The organism is Streptomyces endophyticus (assembly GCF_035798155.1).
Lineage (GTDB): Bacteria > Actinomycetota > Actinomycetes > Streptomycetales > Streptomycetaceae > Streptomyces > Streptomyces endophyticus.
Map to the genome: position 1 here is coordinate 114,917 of NZ_JAOZYC010000207.1, position 19,050 is coordinate 133,966.

The 19,050-nt window shown below is 71.7% G+C and carries 11 protein-coding genes and 1 riboswitch; of the genes, 6 read left to right on the forward strand and 5 right to left on the reverse strand.

Features of this window, described 5'->3' with window-relative positions:
• Positions 1-316: 316 nt before the first annotated feature.
• Together OKJ99_RS42165 and OKJ99_RS42170 are read right to left on the reverse strand one after the other, a co-directional pair.
• Positions 317-2,077, reverse strand: coding sequence for an ABC transporter ATP-binding protein (locus OKJ99_RS42165; RefSeq protein WP_326023953.1), 1,761 nt, complete (start codon positions 2,075-2,077; stop codon positions 317-319).
• An 82-nt stretch (positions 2,078-2,159) separates the two neighbouring features.
• Positions 2,160-2,300: a hypothetical protein gene (locus OKJ99_RS42170; protein WP_326023954.1), complete on the reverse strand. Its 141-nt coding sequence runs from the start codon at positions 2,298-2,300 to the stop codon at positions 2,160-2,162.
• Between the two features lie 181 nt (positions 2,301-2,481).
• On the opposite strand from OKJ99_RS42170, the gene OKJ99_RS42175 reads away from it, so the two are divergent.
• Positions 2,482-4,992 carry a polysaccharide lyase family 8 super-sandwich domain-containing protein gene (locus OKJ99_RS42175; protein WP_326023955.1) on the forward strand — a complete coding sequence of 837 codons (2,511 nt, stop codon included), beginning with the start codon at positions 2,482-2,484 and terminating at the stop codon, positions 4,990-4,992.
• A gap of 61 nt (positions 4,993-5,053) precedes the next feature.
• Entirely contained in the window at positions 5,054-8,551 is a 3,498-nt protein-coding gene (locus tag OKJ99_RS42180; RefSeq protein ID WP_326023956.1) for a DUF7927 domain-containing protein, read from the forward strand.
• Position 8,552: 1 nt separating this feature from the next.
• Here OKJ99_RS42180 and cobN read toward each other — a convergent pair whose 3' ends face one another.
• Positions 8,553-12,260 (reverse strand): cobaltochelatase subunit CobN, encoded by a 3,708-nt coding sequence (cobN, locus tag OKJ99_RS42185; protein WP_326023957.1) that lies wholly within the window; start codon positions 12,258-12,260, stop codon positions 8,553-8,555.
• Positions 12,261-12,310: 50 nt separating this feature from the next.
• Positions 12,311-12,418: riboswitch (cobalamin riboswitch) on the reverse strand.
• A 92-nt stretch (positions 12,419-12,510) separates the two neighbouring features.
• Here cobN and cobG point away from each other — a divergent pair.
• From cobG to OKJ99_RS42200, 3 genes are read left to right on the forward strand one after another with little or no spacing between them, the layout of a single operon-like run.
• On the forward strand, positions 12,511-13,809 hold the full coding sequence (gene cobG / locus OKJ99_RS42190) for a precorrin-3B synthase (RefSeq protein ID WP_326023958.1): 1,299 nt from the start codon (positions 12,511-12,513) through the stop codon (positions 13,807-13,809).
• Positions 13,810-13,817: 8 nt separating this feature from the next.
• Positions 13,818-14,468, forward strand: a complete 651-nt coding sequence (locus tag OKJ99_RS42195; protein ID WP_326023959.1) for a precorrin-8X methylmutase — start codon at positions 13,818-13,820, stop codon at positions 14,466-14,468.
• Positions 14,465-15,988 carry a precorrin-2 C(20)-methyltransferase gene (locus OKJ99_RS42200; RefSeq protein ID WP_326023960.1) on the forward strand — a complete coding sequence of 508 codons (1,524 nt, stop codon included), beginning with the start codon at positions 14,465-14,467 and terminating at the stop codon, positions 15,986-15,988. Before OKJ99_RS42195 ends, OKJ99_RS42200 begins: the two co-directional genes overlap by 4 nt.
• A 108-nt stretch (positions 15,989-16,096) precedes the next feature.
• On the opposite strand, the gene OKJ99_RS42205 is transcribed toward OKJ99_RS42200, so the two are convergent.
• Positions 16,097-16,831 (reverse strand): cobalt-precorrin-6A reductase, encoded by a 735-nt coding sequence (locus tag OKJ99_RS42205; protein ID WP_326023961.1) that lies wholly within the window; start codon positions 16,829-16,831, stop codon positions 16,097-16,099.
• 11 nt (positions 16,832-16,842) lie between these two features.
• On the opposite strand from OKJ99_RS42205, the gene OKJ99_RS42210 reads away from it, so the two are divergent.
• Positions 16,843-18,000 (forward strand): cobalt-precorrin-5B (C(1))-methyltransferase, encoded by a 1,158-nt coding sequence (locus tag OKJ99_RS42210; RefSeq protein WP_326023962.1) that lies wholly within the window; start codon positions 16,843-16,845, stop codon positions 17,998-18,000.
• Here OKJ99_RS42210 and OKJ99_RS42215 read toward each other — a convergent pair.
• Complete coding sequence (locus OKJ99_RS42215) at positions 17,985-19,034, reverse strand: hypothetical protein (RefSeq protein ID WP_326023963.1); 1,050 nt, start codon at positions 19,032-19,034, stop codon at positions 17,985-17,987. The two genes, OKJ99_RS42210 and OKJ99_RS42215, sit on opposite strands and share 16 nt — an antisense overlap.
• Positions 19,035-19,050 lie beyond the last annotated feature (16 nt).

Genomic DNA, 19,050 nt, shown 5'->3' on the forward strand with positions numbered 1-19,050 from the left:
CACTAGCGTTCAACCGAGTTCTACCGCGTTCGACAGCGGGTAGCGTCCCGGACACAGAAGACCCCCGCGACGGGCCAACGTCCGGGGGCACGGCCAATGCCCCACCGGAGCGCTGACGATGACCCACACCCACCGCCGGAGGCGCCTCGCGCTCGTGCTTGCCGCCGATTACGGGATCGATCTCGACCAGCACGTACGAGGAGCAGCCGCATGAACGAACACGTTCACCGTCCCGTCCGCATGTGCGTGTGGTGCGAGGTGATGACGCACGAACCCGTGCTGGTCGCGGAGGTGCACCAGGGCACAGGGCCCGGGTTCAACGTGTACGCGTGCCCGCAGTGCGCCGAGTGGGCTCAGCCGCACGAAGCCGACCTTCCTCCAGGAACAGCACCCGGTCCGCATACGGGGCCAGCGTCAGGTCGTGCGTGATCAGGATCGTCGTACGGTCGCGCATCAGGCGGCGAAGGGGTTCGACGATGCGGTGGGACGCCTCCGCGTCGAGGCCCGTGGTCGGTTCGTCGAGGACGAGGACCGGGGAGGGGCGCAGCATCGCGCGGGCGATGGCGATGCGTTGGAGTTGGCCGCCGGAGAGCGCGGCCGTGCCGGGGGCGATCCGTGTGGCGTAGCCGTCGGGGAGGGCGGTGATGAACTCGTGCGCGGCGGCGTCCCGCGCGGCCTGCTCGATGTCGGTGTCGCTCGCGTCGGGGCAGCCCGCCGCGATGTTCTCGCGGATGGTGCCGTGCAAGACGTGGGTGCGCTGCGGGAGCAGGGTGACCTGGTCGCGGAGGTGGGAGAGCGGCAGTTCGGGGAGCGGGGTGCCGTCCAGGCGGACGACGCCGGAGGACGGGTCGTAGAAGCGGACCAGGAGTTGCGTGAGCGTTGACTTGCCGGCGCCGCTGGGGCCGGTGACGAGGACGAGTTCGCCGGGTGCGGCGGTGAGCGTGACGTCGCGCAGGGCGGGGTGGGACGCGTCGGGGTACTGGTGGGTGACGCTGTGGAGGGAGACCTTGCCGCGCATTCCGTTCCCACGCCTCGGGGCTCCGCCCCGGACCCCGCTGGCTCTCGTCCCAGAGCGGGGCTTGAAAGTCGCCGGGTCCGACACCGACGGCCGCGCGTCCAGGATCTCCGCGAGCCGCCGCGCCCCCGCGGTCGCGGCCGTGAGGGTGAGGCCGAGCTGGCCGAGGTCGCGGACGGGTGGGTACAGATAGCCGATGAAGGCAGCGAAGGCGAGCAACTGGCCGAGGGTGAGGCGCTGTTGGGAGATCTCCCACGCGCCGAGGCCGATCACCGCGAGCACGCACAGCGTCTCGACGACCTGGACCACCTGCTCGTACATCTCGGTGGCCCGCGCCCCGCGCACGGACGCGCGCATCCAGTTGCGGGCCTCGGTGTCGAGGCGGGCCTCCTCGGCGTGCTGCCGGTTGTAGGCCTGGGTGAGTTCGATGGCGCCGAGGGACTCCTCGACGACGGAGGTGATCGCGCCCTCGGCGGCCCGTTCGTCGCGGGCCGCGCGGCCGATCCGGCCGGAGAAGCGGCGGGCGGCGAGCAGGAACAGTGGGGCGAGGACGAAGGTGACCAGGGCCAGGTCCCAGCGGATCCAGAGGGCTGCGACACCGTAGAAGAGGGCGGAGAAGACGGCGGACACGGTGCCGACGACGCCGGACACGACCATCTGCTCGATGGCCTCCACGTCGCCTGTGAGCCGGGACACGAGATCGCCCCGCCGGTGTTTTCTGAAGAAATGCGGCGGCAATTCCTGAAGGTGCGCGAACACTTTCGCCCGCAGCCGCATGACAAATCTCTCGGCGGTCCATACGGCGAGTGAATTACCTCCGTATCCGACGGCCGCGCCCAGGACGGCGGTACCGAGCCAGGCCAGCGCGGGCCCCCAGAACGCCGAAAGCGACCCCGAGTTCAGGGCGTGATCGGTGATCTCGGCGAACAGCAGGATCGAGGCGGTCTCGGCGAGCGCCGCCACGATGACGCAGCCGATCACGGCCACGAGCCGGCCGCGATCCCCTCGGGTCAGTGGCCAGAAGCGCCGGAACGCCTCCGTGATGTCACGTGTGCCGCGCATGAACAGGGTCAACTCCCGGGCAGGAAAAGCCGAGGCGGGGCCGCCGGAAGGGACGGCCCCGCCTCGCGGTGAGGGGAACGGGTCAGCGCTTGCCGCCGACCGGACGACGCTTCGCGTGCTGCTTCGGGGCACCCTTCTTCGGCTGCGCGTGACGCTTGGCCGGGGCGGCCGGGGCGGCGGGCTTGCGGTTCTTGGAGATGGGGGCAATCTTGTGGAAGCTCATAGCGTTCTCCTAGAATTTCTGGGTCAATTCACTGGTTTTCTTTTCCGCCGGCGTTGTTCGTCGGCGACATGGAAAACACTACTGGGTCGAAAAGGGTCGCCCGCACCAAATTCGTTTAGAGGTTGGTTAATTGCGAATGAGTCGGTTTCTCATAAGGAAAACCGGCCGGAGGGACAGATCAATGGAGATCACCCGTAGACGTCTGCTGAGCGTGCTCGCCGCGAGCGGGGTGCTCGCGGCCGTGCCCACCCAGTGGGCGGGCGCGGCGGAACTCGCGGACGGGGCGGCGCAGTTGCTCGCCAATGCGACCGGGATGTTCGCGGGCACCGCAGCGTCCAACGCGCGCGAGGAGACCGCCGCCAAGCTCGCCGCGATCGAGAGGACGGCCCGGACGAACCTCGCGGCGATGGACGCGGCCTCGGGGGGCGGCGAGCTGTTCAAGGGCGTGCCGCTGGGCAGCAGCGACCCGAACCTCAACACCACGTACCAGCGGGTCTACGAGATCGCGCTGGCGACGCGTACGCCCGGCATCTCGACGGATCTGTACGGGAGTTCAGAGGTACGCGGCCGTGTCGTCGACGCGCTGGAGTGGCTGCACGAGCGGTACTACGGCGACCAGTCCGCCGGCTATTACGGCAACTGGTTCACGTGGGAGATAGGCATCTCGCAGCACGTCAGCCGGGCGCTGGTGCTGCTCGGGGACGCCGCGTCCGCCGAACTCACCGGCACGTACATCGCCTCCATGGACGCCTATCTGCGCAACGGCAAGGACGGCGACGTCGACCTCGACTCGCGCTTCCACACCGGCGCCAACCTCGCCGACATCACCACCAACCGCGTCCTCCAGGGCGCCCTGACCGGTGACGAGCCCCGCATCCGCAAGGCGCTCACCGACCAGCTGACCGTCTTCGCGACGGTCGACCCGTACGACCTCCAGCACGGTGTGACGGACGGCCACTACGCCGACGGCTCCTTCATTCAGCACTCCTCCGTCGCGTACACGGGCTCGTACGGGAAGGGCCTGCTCACGCGCGTCGTCCAGACGCTGAAGCTGCTCGACGGGACGGGGTTCGCGTACGGGGACGAGCTGGTCCCGACGGTTCAGCGGTGGGTCCGCGACGGGTTCGCGCCGTTGATCTTCGAGGGCTGGATGATGGAGGCGGTGAAGGGGCGGGCCGTGTCGCGGACGGGCAGCGGCTACGCCGACTCCGCCACGATCGTCGAGGCCGTGGTCGATCTCGCGTCCCTGTCGACGGGGGCGGAGGCCGACGCGCTCAAGGCGTACGTGAAGCACATCCGGGCCACGTCGAAGGCGAGCCTCGACCCGGCGACGTTCGTCTCGCCGCTCAGCATCGTCCGGTACGCCGACATCCTCGCCGACTCCGCCGTCCCGGCCACCGACCTCAATCCGCCCGCCCGCTCCGTCGCCTTCAACGCCATGGACCGCACGGTGCACCGCCGCCCGGGGTACGCCTTCACGCTGTCCCGCAGTTCGCGGCGCATCAGCAAGTACGAGTACATGAGCGGCGAGAACCTGATGCCGTGGTTCCAGGGGGACGGCGCCCACCACCTGTACCTGGCGGGCCAGGACCAGACGCAGGCGTTCGGCGTCGACTACTTCACCACCGTCTCCCCGTACGGACTCGCGGGCGTGACCGCGCCCGTCGAACACCGGGGAACGGTCCCGGAGTTGTACGACGGCAAGCTCTTCTACGACAACCCGGACCACCCGCTGAACTTCACCGCGTCGTCCGAGTCGCAGAACAAGTACGTGTACTTCCCGACGGCCACGCAGGCGTACTCGGGCGGGGCGGTGCTCGACGGTGTGTACGGGGCCGTCGGCTGGGTCGCGTCCGACGACGTGCCGTGGCGGGACAAGCGGGCGGGGCTGCTGCCGGACGACTTCGTGGCGTACCGGAGCGCGCGGGCCACCAAGTCGTGGTTCCTGCTCGACGACGAGATCGTGGTGCTCGCGGCGGGGGTCGGGGACGCTCCCGGCGGCGGGCGGGCCGTGACGACGACCGTCGACGCGCGCGTGGCGCCTGCGGGCGACGCGGTGACCGTGGCCGAGGGCGACGGCTGGGTGCGCTGGGCGGACGGGACGCGGGGCGCGGCCGTGGGATACGTACGCCTCGCCGGACCGCGGGCGAAGGCGCGGCTCGACACGGTGACGCGCAGCCGCCGCCTCGTGCGGACCTCGAACCCGGACACGGCGGTGACGAAGCAGGTGTTCTCGCTGGCGGTCGAGCAGTCGGCCGGGGCCGGGCCCGCCTCCTTCGCGTACGCGCTGCTGCCGAACGCGTCCGAGGCCGCGGTGCGCGCGTACGAGGGTGTGCGGGTGCTCGCGAACACACCGCGGCTCCAGGCGGTGGACCACGAGGGGCTCGGCCTCACGGGCGTGAACACCTTCACCGGAGGCGAGCACCGGGTGTCGGGGCTCGCGGTGGAGGGACCCGCGTCCGTGCTCGTGCGCCGGCGGGGCGGCGAGGTCACGGTGGCGGCGTCCGATCCGACCACGGAGCGTGACACCGTGACGTTCGTGCTGCGGGGGCGCACGCTCCGCAAGGTCGCGGGCGACGACGCGGTGCGGGTGACGCGGGTCCCGGGCGGCACCCGGGTCGAGGTGGCGACGCGGCACGGCTACGGGCGGAGTTTCACGGCGATGCTGGGCCAGTCAGGTCGACCTGAATGATTTACGCAACGTAACGACAGTCATCCTGTATGTCCGCTGTGAGACTCCCGGGATGAGACGGATGAGATCCTCCCGGCCGGCCTCGGTCCTTGCGCTCCTGTTGAGTGCCGCGCTCGGCATCGGGGCGGCTCCCCCGCTGAGCGCCCACACGGTGTCGAGCGGCGGGAAGACGGCGCGGGCCGCGGCCCGCGCCGCCGAGCCGGGTGTGCCCGAGGCCCCGACCACCCTGTACCGGGAAAGGTTCGAGAACGTTCCCGACGGGTCGGACCCGGTCATGCTCACGGCCTACGCCAGCACGACGGGCCACACATACACGGCGGCCCCGGAGTGGCTCAAGGAGTGCAACGGGTGGGTGCTGAACCAGGCGGACTCGGCCGGCTACGGGCCCGCCCTGCAGGACTGCCACAACAGCACCCTCAACTACAACCGGCTGCGTGATCTCACCGACGCCCTCGGGCGCCTCAACGGCACCGACCCCTCCACCGGGAACCACGCGGTCGCGGCCTTCACGTACAACAGCCCGGGCGCAAACTCCGTGGAGTTCGAGACGGCGGACCCGATCCCGGTCTCGGCGAGCAACCGGTTCATCAACTTCTCGGTGTCGTCCGCGGCGATGAACTGCTTCGCCTCGGGGCCGCAGTTGAAGTTCTTCCTGATGAACGGGACGACAGCGATCCCGACGTCGTCGTCCCCTGTGAACCCGTGCACGGACCCCGGCGCCAGCTCGTACACGATCAACGGCGCGCCCATCAGCGTGGTCGACTCGGCGTCCGACAAGGCGGTCCTGTTCAGCGGCGACGAGGTCGGCGTCCGCATGATCAACGGAAACGGCTCGGGCGCCGGCAACGACGCGGCGTTCGACGACATCCGGATCCTGGACGTCACCCCGTCCCTCGACAAGGCGTTCAGCCCCGGCGTCGTACCGACCGGCGGCACGTCGAAGCTCACGTTCACCGTGACCAACACCTCCGAACTCTCGGAGAAGGACGGCTGGTCGTTCACGGACGACCTGCCGGACGGGCTGAAGGTCGCCGACCCCGCCTCGACCTCGACGACGTGCACCAACGGCGCCGTCGACGCCACCGCGGGCGGCGCCTCGGTCAAGCTGAAGGGCGACCTCAACACCGGCCAGACGTCCTGCACGCTCAGCGTCGACGTCACATCCGACACCGCGGGAAGCTACGAGAACTGCGGCGAGGGCAACGTCACCGACCTGGTCGGCGTGGACGCCCCGGGCTGCGCGACGGTCGAGTTCCAGGACCCCCGCTACACCATCACCAAGACGTCCTCCCCGGCCGACGGCAAGCCCGTCGTCGCCGGTCAGAAGGTCGACTACACGGTGACCGTGAAGAACCCCGGCGACGTGCCGGTGGCCGCGGACGTCAGCGACGACCTGACCGGGGTCCTCGACGACGCCGCGTACAACGGTGACGCGCGCGCCGACACCGGAACCGTGGACTACACGAGACCGAAGGTGAACTGGTCGAGCACGCTCGCCCCCGGAGCGAGCGCGAAGATCACGTACTCGGTGACGGTGGACGACCCGCCCGGCGGGGACGGCGTGCTGACCAACGCCGTGACCGGCAACGACCGGTCGAACTGCGCGACCGGCTCCACCGACGCCGGATGCACCACCGACCACCCCGTCGCCGACCTGGAGTTCGCCAAGACCTCCGACGCGAAGGGCCTCGTCAGGCCCGGCGACAAGGTCACGTATACGGTCACCGTCACCAACCGGGGCAAGGCCACGTACGAAGGTGCCACCTTCACCGACGACCTCAGCAGGACCCTCGACGACGCCACGTACGAAGGCGACGCCAAGGCCACCCTCGGCAGCGTGAGACACAGCTCCCCCAAGGTGACCTGGACCGGTGACATCCCGGCGGGCGGCACCGTGACGGTCACCTACTCGGTGCGCGTCCACGGCGACCGGACGAAGCTCGGCGACCGCGAGCTCGACAACGCCGTCGTCTCCAGCAGCCCGGGCTCGAACTGCCCGCCGGACTCGACCGACCCGAAGTGCGCCACCGCCGACGACGTGCCCAGCCTCACCCTGGCCAAGACCACCGACGCCACGCACCCGCTGCCCGGCGACAAGGTCGGCTACACGGTGGCCGTCACCAACGACAGCGACACCGTGGCCTACCCGGACGCCGCGTTCAGCGACGACCTGACCAAGGTCCTCGACGACGCCTCGTACAACGGTGACGCCGTCGCCACCTCCGGGACCGTGGACTACGCGGCGCCGAAGGTGAGTTGGAAGGGCGACATCCCGGCGGGCGGGACCGTGACGCTCACCTACTCGGTCACCGTCGACGAGACGCTCACCGGCGACAAGCTGCTGACCAACGCGGTCACCGGGGACGTCCCCGGCACCAACTGCCCCGAGGGCTCGGCCGATCCCGACTGCACGACGACCACCGGGCTCCCCTCGCTCAAGATCAAGAAGACGGCGCGGCCGAAGGACCCCCGCCCCGGCGACACCATCACCTACACCGTCGAGGTCACCGACGACGGCGAGGCCGACTACCCCGGCGCCACCTTCACCGACGACCTCACCGACGTCCTCGACGACGCCGCCTACAGCGACGACGCGAAGGCCACCACCGGCACGGTGGCGTACGCCGAACCGAAGCTGACCTGGACCGGTGACCTCACCAAGGGCGAGACCGCCACCGTGACCTACTCGGCCGTCGTGGACACCCCGGGCGACGGCGACGGACGGTTCGTCAACGGCGTCACAGGACCCGGCTCCAACTGCCCGCCCGGCAGCGCCGACCCGGACTGCCGAAGCGTCCTGCCCGCCCCCGAGTACGACTTCGGTGACGCGCCGGACAGCTTCCACACCCTGCGCGGGAACGACGGCGCGTACCACGAGCTCGTCGACGGGCTGCGGCTCGGCAAGACCGCGGAGGACGACGAGAACGGCTCGCCCGGCACCGGCGCCGACGCCGACAAGGGCGAGGACGCCGTCACCGCGCCGACCGTCCGGCAGGACCGGGACAGCACCACGCTGAACGTCGCCGTCACCAACACCACCGGCCGCGACGCCGTGCTGGCGGGCTGGCTCGACCGGGGCGAGGACGGCTCCTTCGACGCCGGCGACATGGCCACCGCCACCGTCCCCGACGGGGCCACCAGCGCCACCCTCACCTTCCAGGGGACGCGGGGCATCGAGCCCGGCCACTCCTACCTGAGACTGCGCCTGTACGGGGACGACGAGGCGGCCGTCCGCGCCCGCCGCGCCCTGCCCGCGCCCTCGCCGGTCGGATACGGCGGCCCCGGCGAGATCGAGGACCACCGCGTCCGCGTCGAGGCCTCCGCCTGCGCGGACGGCTCCGAGGGACCGGACTGCGACACAGACGTGCCGACGCCTCCGGCCCCGTCGACCACGCCGGTTCCCCCGGCCCGGCCGGGCTCTCCGCAGGCTCACGGTGAGCTGCCGGGCACGGGGTCCTCGGACTCGGCGCTGCTCGGCGGGCTCGCGGCCGCGGCGCTGCTGGCCCTCGGTGTCCTGGCCACGGTGACCGGGCGCCGGATGCGCCGCAGGAACGGCTGACCTACTCGTCGGCCTCCAGGTCGCCCTCCGCCTCCAGATACACCTGGCGGAGGGCGTCCAGCGTCTGCGGGTCCGGCTTCTCCCACATGCCGCGGGACTCGGCCTCCAGGAGCCGCTCGGCGATGCCGTGCAGGGCCCACGGGTTGTTCTCGCTGAGGAACTTCCGGTTCGTCTCGTCGAGGACGTACGTCTCGGTCAACTTGTCGTACATCCAGTCGGCGATGACGCCGGTCGTGGCGTCGTAGCCGAACAAGTAGTCCACCGTCGCGGCGAGTTCGAAGGCGCCCTTGTAGCCGTGGCGACGCATCGCCTCGATCCACTTGGGGTTCACGACACGGGCCCGGAAGACGCGGGACGTCTCCTCGACGAGCGTGCGGGTCTTGACCGTCTCGGGGCGGGTCGAGTCGCCGATGTACGCCTCGGGGGCGGTCCCGCGCAGAGCACGCACGGTGGCGACCATGCCGCCGTGGTACTGGAAGTAGTCGTCGGAGTCGGCGATGTCGTGCTCGCGGGTGTCGGTGTTCTTCGCCGCGACCTCGATGCGCTTGTAGGCCGTCTCCATCTCGGTGCGGGCGGACTTTCCTTCGAGCCCGCGGCCGTACGCGTAGCCGCCCCACACCGTGTAGACCTCGGCGAGGTCGGCGTCCGTGCGCCAGTCCTTGGAGTCGATCAGCTGGAGCAGCCCCGCGCCGTACGTGCCCGGGCGCGAGCCGAAGATCCGGGTCGTGGCGCGGCGCTCGTCGCCGTGCTCGGCCAGGTCGGCCTGGGTGTGCGCCCGTACGTAGTTGATCTCGGCCGGTTCGTCGAGGGACGCGGCGAGGCGCACCGCGTCGTCGAGGAGGCCGATGGTGTGCGGGAACGCGTCGCGGAAGAAGCCGGAGATGCGGAGGGTGACGTCGATGCGGGGGCGGTTCAGCTCCTCGTACGGGATCGGCTCCAGGCCCGTGACGCGGCGCGAGGCGTCGTCCCAGACCGGGCGGATGCCGAGGAGGGCGAGGGCCTCCGCGATGTCGTCGCCCGCGGTGCGCATGGCGCTCGTGCCCCAGAGGGAGAGGCCCACGGAGGTGGGGTACTCGCCGTTGTCGTCCTTGTACCGGGTGAGCAGGCTCTCGGCGAGCGCCTGCCCCGTCTCCCAGGCGAGTCGGCTCGGGACGGCCTTCGGGTCGACGGAGTAGAAGTTCCGCCCGGTCGGCAACACGTTGACGAGTCCTCGCAGGGGTGAGCCGCTGGGCCCTGCGGGGACGAAGCGGCCGTTGAGCGCGCGGACGGCGTTGTCCAACTCGTCCGTTGTCGCGCTCAGCCGGGGCACGACTTCGCGCGCGGCGAAGTCGAGAATCGCGGCGACACCATCAAGCCCCTGCGGCGATTCGGGCATTTCAAGCCCCTGCGGCGATTGAGCAGCGGGGTCCGGGGCGGAGCCCCGTGGCGTCGGAACGGACGCGGCGACAACCTGCGGTACCGCCTCCGGGGACCAGTCGTGGGACTCCATCGACTCCACCAGGGTCCGCGCCAGCGCCTCCGCCTCGTCGGCAGACGTACGGGTCGCCGCCGATTCGTCCAGGCCGAGCGCCTCCCGCAGGCCGGGGAGCGCCTGGGACCCGCCCCAGATCTGGCGGGCCCGCAGGATCGCCAGGACCAGGTTGACCCGGTCCGCCCCGGAGGGCGCCACGCCGAGGACGTGCAGCCCGTCGCGGATCTGCGCGTCCTTGACCTCGCAGAGCCACCCGTCGACGTGGAGGAGGAAGTCGTCGAAGCCGTCGTCGTCGGGGCGGGCCTGAAGGCCCAGGTCGTGGTCGAGCTTCGCCGCCTGGATCAACGTCCAGATCTGGGCCCGGATGGCCGGAAGCTTCGCCGGGTCCATCGAGCTGATCTGGGCGTATTCGTCGAGGAGTTGCTCAAGGCGGGCGATGTCGCCGTAGGAGTCCGCGCGGGCCATCGGCGGCACCAGGTGGTCGATGAGCGTGGCGTGGACGCGGCGCTTGGCCTGCGTGCCCTCGCCGGGGTCGTTGACCAGGAAGGGGTAGATCAGCGGGAGGTCGCCGAGCGCCGCGTCGGGCGCGCATGCCGACGACAGGCCCGCGTTCTTGCCCGGCAGCCACTCCAGGTTGCCGTGCTTGCCCAGGTGGATCATCGCGTCCGCGCCGAAGCCGTTGTCGTCCGCCGACGCCGCGATCCAGCGGTACGCCGCCAAGTAGTGGTGGGACGGCGGGAGATCGGGGTCGTGGTAGATCGCGATCGGGTTCTCGCCGAAGCCGCGCGGCGGCTGGATGAGGATGAGCAGGTTCCCGCGGCGCAGCGCCGCGAGGACGATGTCGCCCTCGGGGTTGCGGGAGCGGTCCACGAACATCTCGCCGGGCGGCGGGCCCCAGTGCCGCTCGACCGACTCGCGGAGCGGGGCCGGGAGCGTCGCGTACCAGCGCTTGTAGTCGGCGGCCGGGATGCGGACCGGGTTCTTCGCGAGCTGCTCCTCGGTCAGCCACTCCTGGTCGTGGCCGCCCGCGTCGATGAGCGCGCGGATCAGCTCGTCGCCGTCGCCGGAGGCCAAGCCGGGGATCTCGGCCGTGTCCCCGAAGTCGTAGCCCTCGTCGAGGAGCCGGCGCAGCAGCGCCACCGCGGAGGCCGGGGTGTCCAGGCCCACGGCGTTGCCGATGCGCGAGTGCTTCGTCGGGTACGCGGACAGGACGAGCGCGAGCTTCTTGTCCTGCGCGGGGATGTGCTTGAGGCGGGCGTGCCGCACGGCGATCCCGGCGACGCGTGCCGCGCGCTCGGGGTCGGCGACGTAGGCCGGGAGCCCGTCCTCGTCGATCTCCTTGAAGGAGAACGGGACGGTGATGAGGCGGCCGTCGAACTCCGGCACCGCGATCTGGCTCGCGGCGTCGAGCGGCGAGACGCCCTCGTCGTTCGCCTCCCAGTCGGCGCGGGAGGAGGTCAGGCACAGGGCCTGGAGGATCGGGACGTCGAGCTGCGTGAGCGCGCCCGCGTCCCACGACTCGTCGTCCCCGCCCGCGCTCGCCTCGGCGGGCTTCGTGCCGCCCGCCGCGAGCACCGTCGTGACGATCGCGTCGACCGGGCGGAGCGCGTCGATCAGCTCCGGCTCGGGGGCCCGCAGCGACGCGACGTACAGCGGGAGGGGCCGGGCGCCCGTGCGCTCGATCTCGTCGCAGAGGCCGTGCACGAACGCCGTGTTGCCGCTCATGTGGTGGGCGCGGTAGTACAGCACGGCGACCGTGGGGGCGCCGTCGTGCTGCGTGGCGGGCTCGCGCTCCAGCTCGCCCCAGGTCGGCGCGGCCACCGGCGGCTCGAAGCCGTGGCCGGTCAGCAGCACCGTGTCCGAGAGGAAGCGGGCGAGGTGGTCCAGGTTCTGCGGACCGCCGTGCGCCAGGTACTTGTGGGCCTCGGCCGCGATGCCGATCGGGACCGTGGACGTCGCCATCAGCTGGGCGTCGGGGGCCTGTTCACCGGTGAGGACGACCAGCGGGATCCCGGCGGCGGTCAGCCGGTCGATGCCGTCCTGCCAGGCGCGGACGCCGCCGAGGAGGCGTACGACCACCAGGTCCGCGCCGTCGAGGAGGCCCGGCAGGTCCGTCTCGACGTCGATGCGGGAGGGGTTCTCGAAGCGGTAGGCGACCGGGGCGTCGGCGGCGTTGGCCGCACGGGCGCTGAGCAGGTCGGTGTCCGACGTCGACAGGAGCAGGAGCTGCTGAGGCATGCGTCGTCTGGCCTTCCTCGGGGTGTCCGCGCCCCGGGTGGTCGTGGGAAGGGAGTTCCTGGCTCACCTCTGCTTTCGTGAAGCAGAGGCTCACAGTGGCGGGACCGCGCCGGAATCGCACCGGGCTTCCTCCCCTGCCGCCGTCGCCGGCGACGGCCGACCGGGTCCGGGCAGCCACCGAGCATCGTACGGTGCCGGGCGACGACCTGGTACGGGGTGGTGGAAAGAGGCCATAGGTATGCTCCCCGGCATGCCCGCCTCCCCCATCTCCGCCCTATCCGTCCCACCCCCTGAGCCGGGTGCGGGCTCCGGCGACGCCTGCCCGGGTGCTTTGCGGCTGCACATGGCCGACGACGGGTTTCTCGCACGGATACGGATACCCGGCGGGGTGCTGAGCGTGGATCAGGCGCGGGCACTTGCCGGGGCGGCGGGACGGCTCGGGGACGGGATGCTGCACCTCACCTCGCGCGGGAATGTGCAACTGCGAGGACTGCGGGACGGGTGCGGGGGTGAGCTCGCGGAGGTGCTCGGGGCGGCGGGGCTGCTGCCGTCGGCCGCGCACGAGCGGGTCCGCAACGTGGTGGCTTCGCCGATGTCCGGGCTCGACGGGTGCGGGTTCGTGGATGTACGGGAGTGGTTGACCGGGCTCGACGCGGCGTTGTGTGCGAGTTCCGTCACGCCGGAGTTGTCCGGGCGGTTTCTGTTCGGGTTGGACGACGGGCGGGGGGATGTCGCCGGTCTCCGTCCGGATGTGCTGGTTCGGGGGTTGCCGTCGGGGGAGGCGGAGGTCTTTCTTGGCGAGGCGGGGTTCCGGGTGCCGTATGGCTGCGCCGCGGAGGTTGCGGTTGCCGCGGCGGAGGTGTTTGTCGCGGTTGCGCGGGAGGCCGGGGGGCGGGTGTGGCGTGTGCGTGAACTCGACGTATCCGTGGACGAGTTGACCCGTCGGCTGGCCGGTCACCCGGGGTTGCGGCCTCGGGGCTCCGCCCCGGACCCCGCTGCTCAATCGCCGCAGGGGCTTGAAATGCCCGAATCGCCGAAGGGGCTTGATGTGGCTGCCCCCGCCTTGGGCAATCTGCCGCCTGGGGCGGCAGGGTGGGCAAGGCGGCCCACGGTGCCGCGCAACTCCGCTGCCCGGCCGGAGGTCACCGTGCCGTTCGGGGCCATCCAACCCGCTCAGTGGAACGCCCTGGTCTCGCTTGCGGAGCAACTTCCGCAGCGGGAACTTCGGCTGACGCCCTGGCGCGGCGTCGTCGTGCCCGGTGCCACGCAGGCGCAGCTCGCCGATACCGGGCTCGTGGCCGACCCCTCCTCCCCCTGGACCCGCGTAGCGGCATGCATCGGGCGGCCCGGGTGCGCCAAGGCGCATGCCGACGTGCGGGCCGAGGCCGCCGCGCACATCGGGGACGCGCACCCTGAACTGCCCACCTACTGGTCCGGCTGCGAGCGGCGCTGCGGGCACCCCGCCGAGCCGTACGTCGACATCGTGGCGCTGCCCGGCGGCGGCCACACCATCACCGTTCCCTCCGTCCCCCACCACACCGAGAGCTGAGAGCAACCGTGTTCGACTACGAGAAGGACGGCGCGGCGATCTACCGCGAGTCCTTTGCCACGATCCGCGCGGAAGCCGCGAGCGGACTCGCGGCGCTGCCCGCCGACATCGCCCAGGTGGCCGTCCGCATGATCCACGCCTGCGGCCAGGTGGATCTCGTACAGGACATCGGTTACTCGACCGGCGTCGTGGCGAACGCGCGGGCCGCGCTGCGCGCCGGGGCGCCCATCCTGTGCGACGCCCACATGGTCGCCAGCGGCGTCACCCGCAAGCGGCTGCCCGCCGACAACGAGGTCGTCTGTACCTTGCGGGATCCCCAAGTACCTGACCTTGCAGCCGAGTTGGGGACCACGCGGAGTGCCGCCGCGCTCGAACTGTGGCGGGACCGGCTCGACGGCGCCGTCGTCGCGATCGGCAACGCGCCCACCGCGCTCTTCCACCTCATGGAGATGATCGCGAAGGGGGCGCCGAAGCCCGCCGCCATTCTCGGCATACCCGTCGGCTTCGTCGGCGCCGCCGAGTCGAAGGACGCCCTCGCCGCGAACGAACTGGGCCTCGACCACCTCGTCGTACGAGGGCGCAGGGGCGGCAGCGCCATCACCGCCGCCGCGCTGAACGCCATCGCGACCGAGGCCGAGATCATGGAGGACCGGGCATGAGCAACGCCCCTTCCCAGCAGGGAAAGCTGTACGGCGTCGGGCTCGGGCCCGGCGACCCGGAGTTGATGACCGTCGCCGCCGTGAAGGCGATCGCCTCGGCCGACGTCATCGCGTACCACTGCGCGCGCCACGGGCGTTCCATAGCCCGCTCGATCGCCGCGGAGCACATCCGTGAGACGCAGATCGAGGAGCGGCTGATGTATCCGCTCACCGTCGAGACGACGGACCACCCCGGCGGCTACCGGGGCGCGCTCGACGACTTCTACGAGGAGGCGGCGGCCACCCTCGCCGCGCACCTCGACGCGGGGCGCAGCGTCGCCGTGCTCGCCGAGGGCGACCCGATGTTCTACGGCTCGTACCAGCACATGCACAAGCGGCTCGCCGACCGGTTCGAGACGACCGTCATCCCGGGTGTCACGTCCATCAGCGCCGCCGCCGCGCGGCTCGGGCAGCCGCTGTGCGAGGACAAGGAGACGCTCACCGTCATCCCCGGCACGCTCCCGGAGGACGAGCTGTCCGCGCGGATCGCCGCTGCGGACTCCGCCGTCGTCATGAAGCTGGGGCGTACGTTCACCAAGGTGCGTGCCGCGCTGGAGAGTTCGGGGCGGCTCGACGACGCGCGCTACGTCGAGCGGGCCTTCATGGACGGCGAGCGGACGGGGGCGCTGGCCGACATCGACCCGGCGTCCGTGCCGTACTTCTCCGTCGCCGTGCTGCCCTCCCGGGTCGACGCCGAGCCGGTCGAGGCGCCGGACCCGGCGCGCGGCGAGGTCGTGGTCGTCGGCACGGGGCCCGCGGGCGCGCCCTGGCTGACGCCGGAGTCGCGCGGCGCGCTGGCGAACGCCGACGACCTGGTCGGATACACGACGTACCTCGCGCGCGTGCCCGAGCGTCCGGGGCAGGTGCGGCACGGCTCGGACAACAAGGTCGAGTCCGAGCGCGCCGAGTTCGCCCTCGACCTGGCCCTGCGCGGTCATCGCGTCGCGGTCGTCTCCGGGGGCGACCCCGGCGTCTTCGCGATGGCGACGGCGGTGCTCGAAGTCTCCTCCGAGGACCGCTACTCGGGCATACCGGTGCGGGTGCTCCCCGGCGTCACGGCCGCCAACGCCGCCGCCGCGAAGGCGGGTGCGCCGCTCGGCCACGACTACGCGACGATCTCGCTGTCCGACCGGCTGAAGCCGTGGGAGGTCATCGCGGAGCGGTTGCGGACGGCTGCCGCGGCCGACCTGGTGCTCGCGCTCTACAACCCCGGGTCGCGCAGCCGTACTTGGCAGGTGGGCAAGGCGCGGGAGTTGCTGCTTGAGCTGCGGCTGCCGGACACGCCTGTGGTTCTTGCGCGGGATGTGGGCGGGGCGGAGGAGAGCGTGCGGGTGGTGCGGCTCGCGGACCTGGATCCGGAGGTCGTCGACATGCGTACGTTGCTGATCGTCGGGTCGTCGCAGACCCAGGCGGTGGTCCGGCCGGACGGGACCAGGGTGGCGTGGACGCCGCGCCGCTACCCCGAACCCGGCACCGTGTGACGCCCACGGGGCTCCGCCCCGGACCCCGCGCCTCAATCGCCGGCGGGGCTTGATCGATCAAGCCCCTGCGGCGATTGAGCAGCGGGGTATGGGGCAGAGCCCCAGCCTTTAAGGCACGGTGGCGTGGAGCCACTCAACCGCCGACTCCACCGTGGTGGCCACCGGTACCCCGTCGGGTACCGGGGGACGGCGGACGACGACCACCGGGATACCCGCCTCCCGCGCAGCGACAAGTTTCGGGGAGGTCGCGGCGCCGCCACTGTCCTTCGTGACAAGCACATCGACACCGTGCTCCGCGAGAACCGCACGTTCGCCGTCCAACGTGAACGGACCCCGATCAAGCAGCACCTCCATCCTCGGCGGAACCGGCGGCTCAGGCGCATCCACGGACCGCACAAGGAAATCCACGTCGTCGACGTGGGCGAACGCGGCGAGCCCCATCCGCCCGGTGGTGAGGAAGACCCGCCCCGCCCCCCGTACACACTCCGCCGCCTCCGCCAGGTCGCCGACCTCCCGCCAGTCGTCACCCGCACCCCGCACCCAGCCGGGCCGCCGCAGCGCGAGCAGGGGAACATGGGCGGTGGCGGCGGCCCGCGCCGCGTTGAAACTGATCGTCTCGGCGAAGGGATGGGTGGCATCGATGACCGCCGACACGGCGTGCCCGCGGATCCAGTCCGCCATCCCCTCGGCTCCGCCGAACCCGCCGATCCGCACCTCACCGGCCGGCAGCCGGGGCGCCGCGACGCGTCCCGCGAGGGAGCTGGTGACACGGACGTGCGGGTCCAGGGCGTCGGCAAGGCGCCGGGCCTCGGTCGTCCCGCCGAGAATCAACACGTGCGGCATCGGGGAACTCCATGAACGAATCGGCTGAGCCGAAGGGCGGGCGCGGCGCCCAACTCAAGCACACCGGTCTGCGGCCCGGCTGGACGACCGGCGCCTGCGCGACCGCCGCGACCACGGCCGCGTACACGGCGCTGCTGACCGGCGAGTTCCCCGACCCGGTGACGATCACGCTGCCGAAGGGCCAGACGCCGTCGTTCGCCCTCGCGGTCGAGTCCCAGGACGGGGAGTCGGCGACGGCGGGCGTGGTCAAGGACGCCGGTGACGACCCGGACGTCACGCACGGCGCGCTCGTCCGGTCCACGGTGCGGCGCCTCCCGCCCGGCTCAGGAGTGGTGTTCAAGGCGGGGCCCGGCGTCGGCACGATCACCCGGCCCGGACTTCCGCTGCCCGTCGGCGAACCGGCCATCAACCCGGTGCCGCGCGAGATGATCCGCACGCACCTCGACCAGGTGGCGGCAGCCCACGGCGGCACCGGCGACGTAGAGGTCACGGTCTCCATCGACCACGGCGAGGAGATCGCCCGCTCGACCTGGAACCCGCGGCTCGGGATCCTCGGCGGCCTGTCGGTGCTCGGCACGACGGGGATCGTCGTGCCCTACTCGTGCTCGGCGTGGATCGACTCGATCCGGCGGGGCGTCGACGTGGCGCGCGCCGCGGGCCGTACGCATGTCGCGGGCTGCACCGGCTCGACGTCGGAGAAGACGGTCGTGCGCGAACACGACCTGCCCGAGGACGCGTTGCTCGACATGGGCGATTTCGCGGGCGCCGTCCTGAAGTACATCCGCCGCCACCCGGTCGACCGCCTGACCATCTGCGGCGGCTTCGCCAAACTGTCCAAGCTGGCGGCAGGACATCTGGATCTGCACTCGGGGCGGTCACAGGTCGACAAGGGATTCCTGGCGGACCTGGCGCGCGGGGGCGGGGCGTCGGAAGCCCTCGCCGAGGAGATCGCCGAGGCCAACACCGGCCTCGCCGCACTCCAACTGTGCGCGGCGGCGGGCGTTCCGTTGGGCGACCTGGTGGCGGCGACGGCCCGCGACGAGGCCCTGGCGGTACTGCGCGGCGCACCGGTCGCGGTGGACGTCATCTGCATCGACCGTGCGGGGAACGTGGTGGGGCGGAGCGACCCCGAGGGCCCCGACCGGGCCGCCGGTCACGACAGGCGCTGAGCGTCCTCGATCACGGACGGGTCCACCCAGGGCTGCCACTTGGTGCTCGTGGCGATGGCCGCCACCTGCGCCGCGCTCAACGGCGGGGCCGCCACGACCGCCGGGCCGTGCTTGCTGTCCGAGCTGTTGGAGACGGTGACGACGACACGTGTGCCGTCCTCGCGCAGTACGTCGCTGGTACGCCGCACCAGCTTCCCGGACTCCTCCTCGTAACTGATCCGCACGGAGCCGTCCGCGAGGTTGCGCGCGTCGCAGGAGGTCTGCCGCACCTTGCTCTCCCGGCGGGCCTCGCAGGAGTAGAAGTCCCGGAGCTGCGCCTTGGTGACCGGGCGGAGTGGCTTGCCCTTCCCTCCGGCGCTCTCCCCCGACGCTTCCTTCGCGGCCGCCGACTTGTCCGGGGCGGTGATGCCGCTCTTGTCCTGCTTCCCGTTCCCGCCTACGGCGTTCTTCCGCGCGGCGTCCTTGGTCAGCGCGTCGACCGTCGCGAGCTGGAAGTTCCCCTCCACGCTCACCGTCACCTCCGCCCGGCCGCCGCCACCGGTCACGAGCAGCCGCCCGCCCGCGTTGGCGGCCCGCTCCTTCCCCGCCGGTCCTTCCCACCACTGGTAGCCGCCGGTGGCCGGTGCGCCGGGAAGCAGCGATTTGAGGACGGCCACGGACGCCTTCCCGGTGAGGGCCTCCTTTCCCGCGGGCGGGGAGATCCGCGCGGCGGCCGGCGAGAAGTCGGGGACGGTGACGGCCGTGCCGGTCCCCCTGGCCACGGACGCCTCACCGCTTCCGCCGCCGGGCAGGATCCCGCCCGCCAGCGCCCCCGCGGTGAGCCCCGCCGCGAGGGTGAAGCCCGCGGAGCCCCACAGGGCCCGCCTGCGCCGCCTCATCCGTCGTCCCCTGGCCAGGCCGCCGGCCACCAAGTCCGTGCCGGGGGCCGGGAGTTCACGGCCGTACGCCTCAAGGAGCTGCCCCACGCGGGGCGCGAACTCCTGCTCTTCTCCGTTCATCGGCGAGTTCATGGGCGAGTTCATCGGCGAGTTCATGGCTGATCGGTCCCTT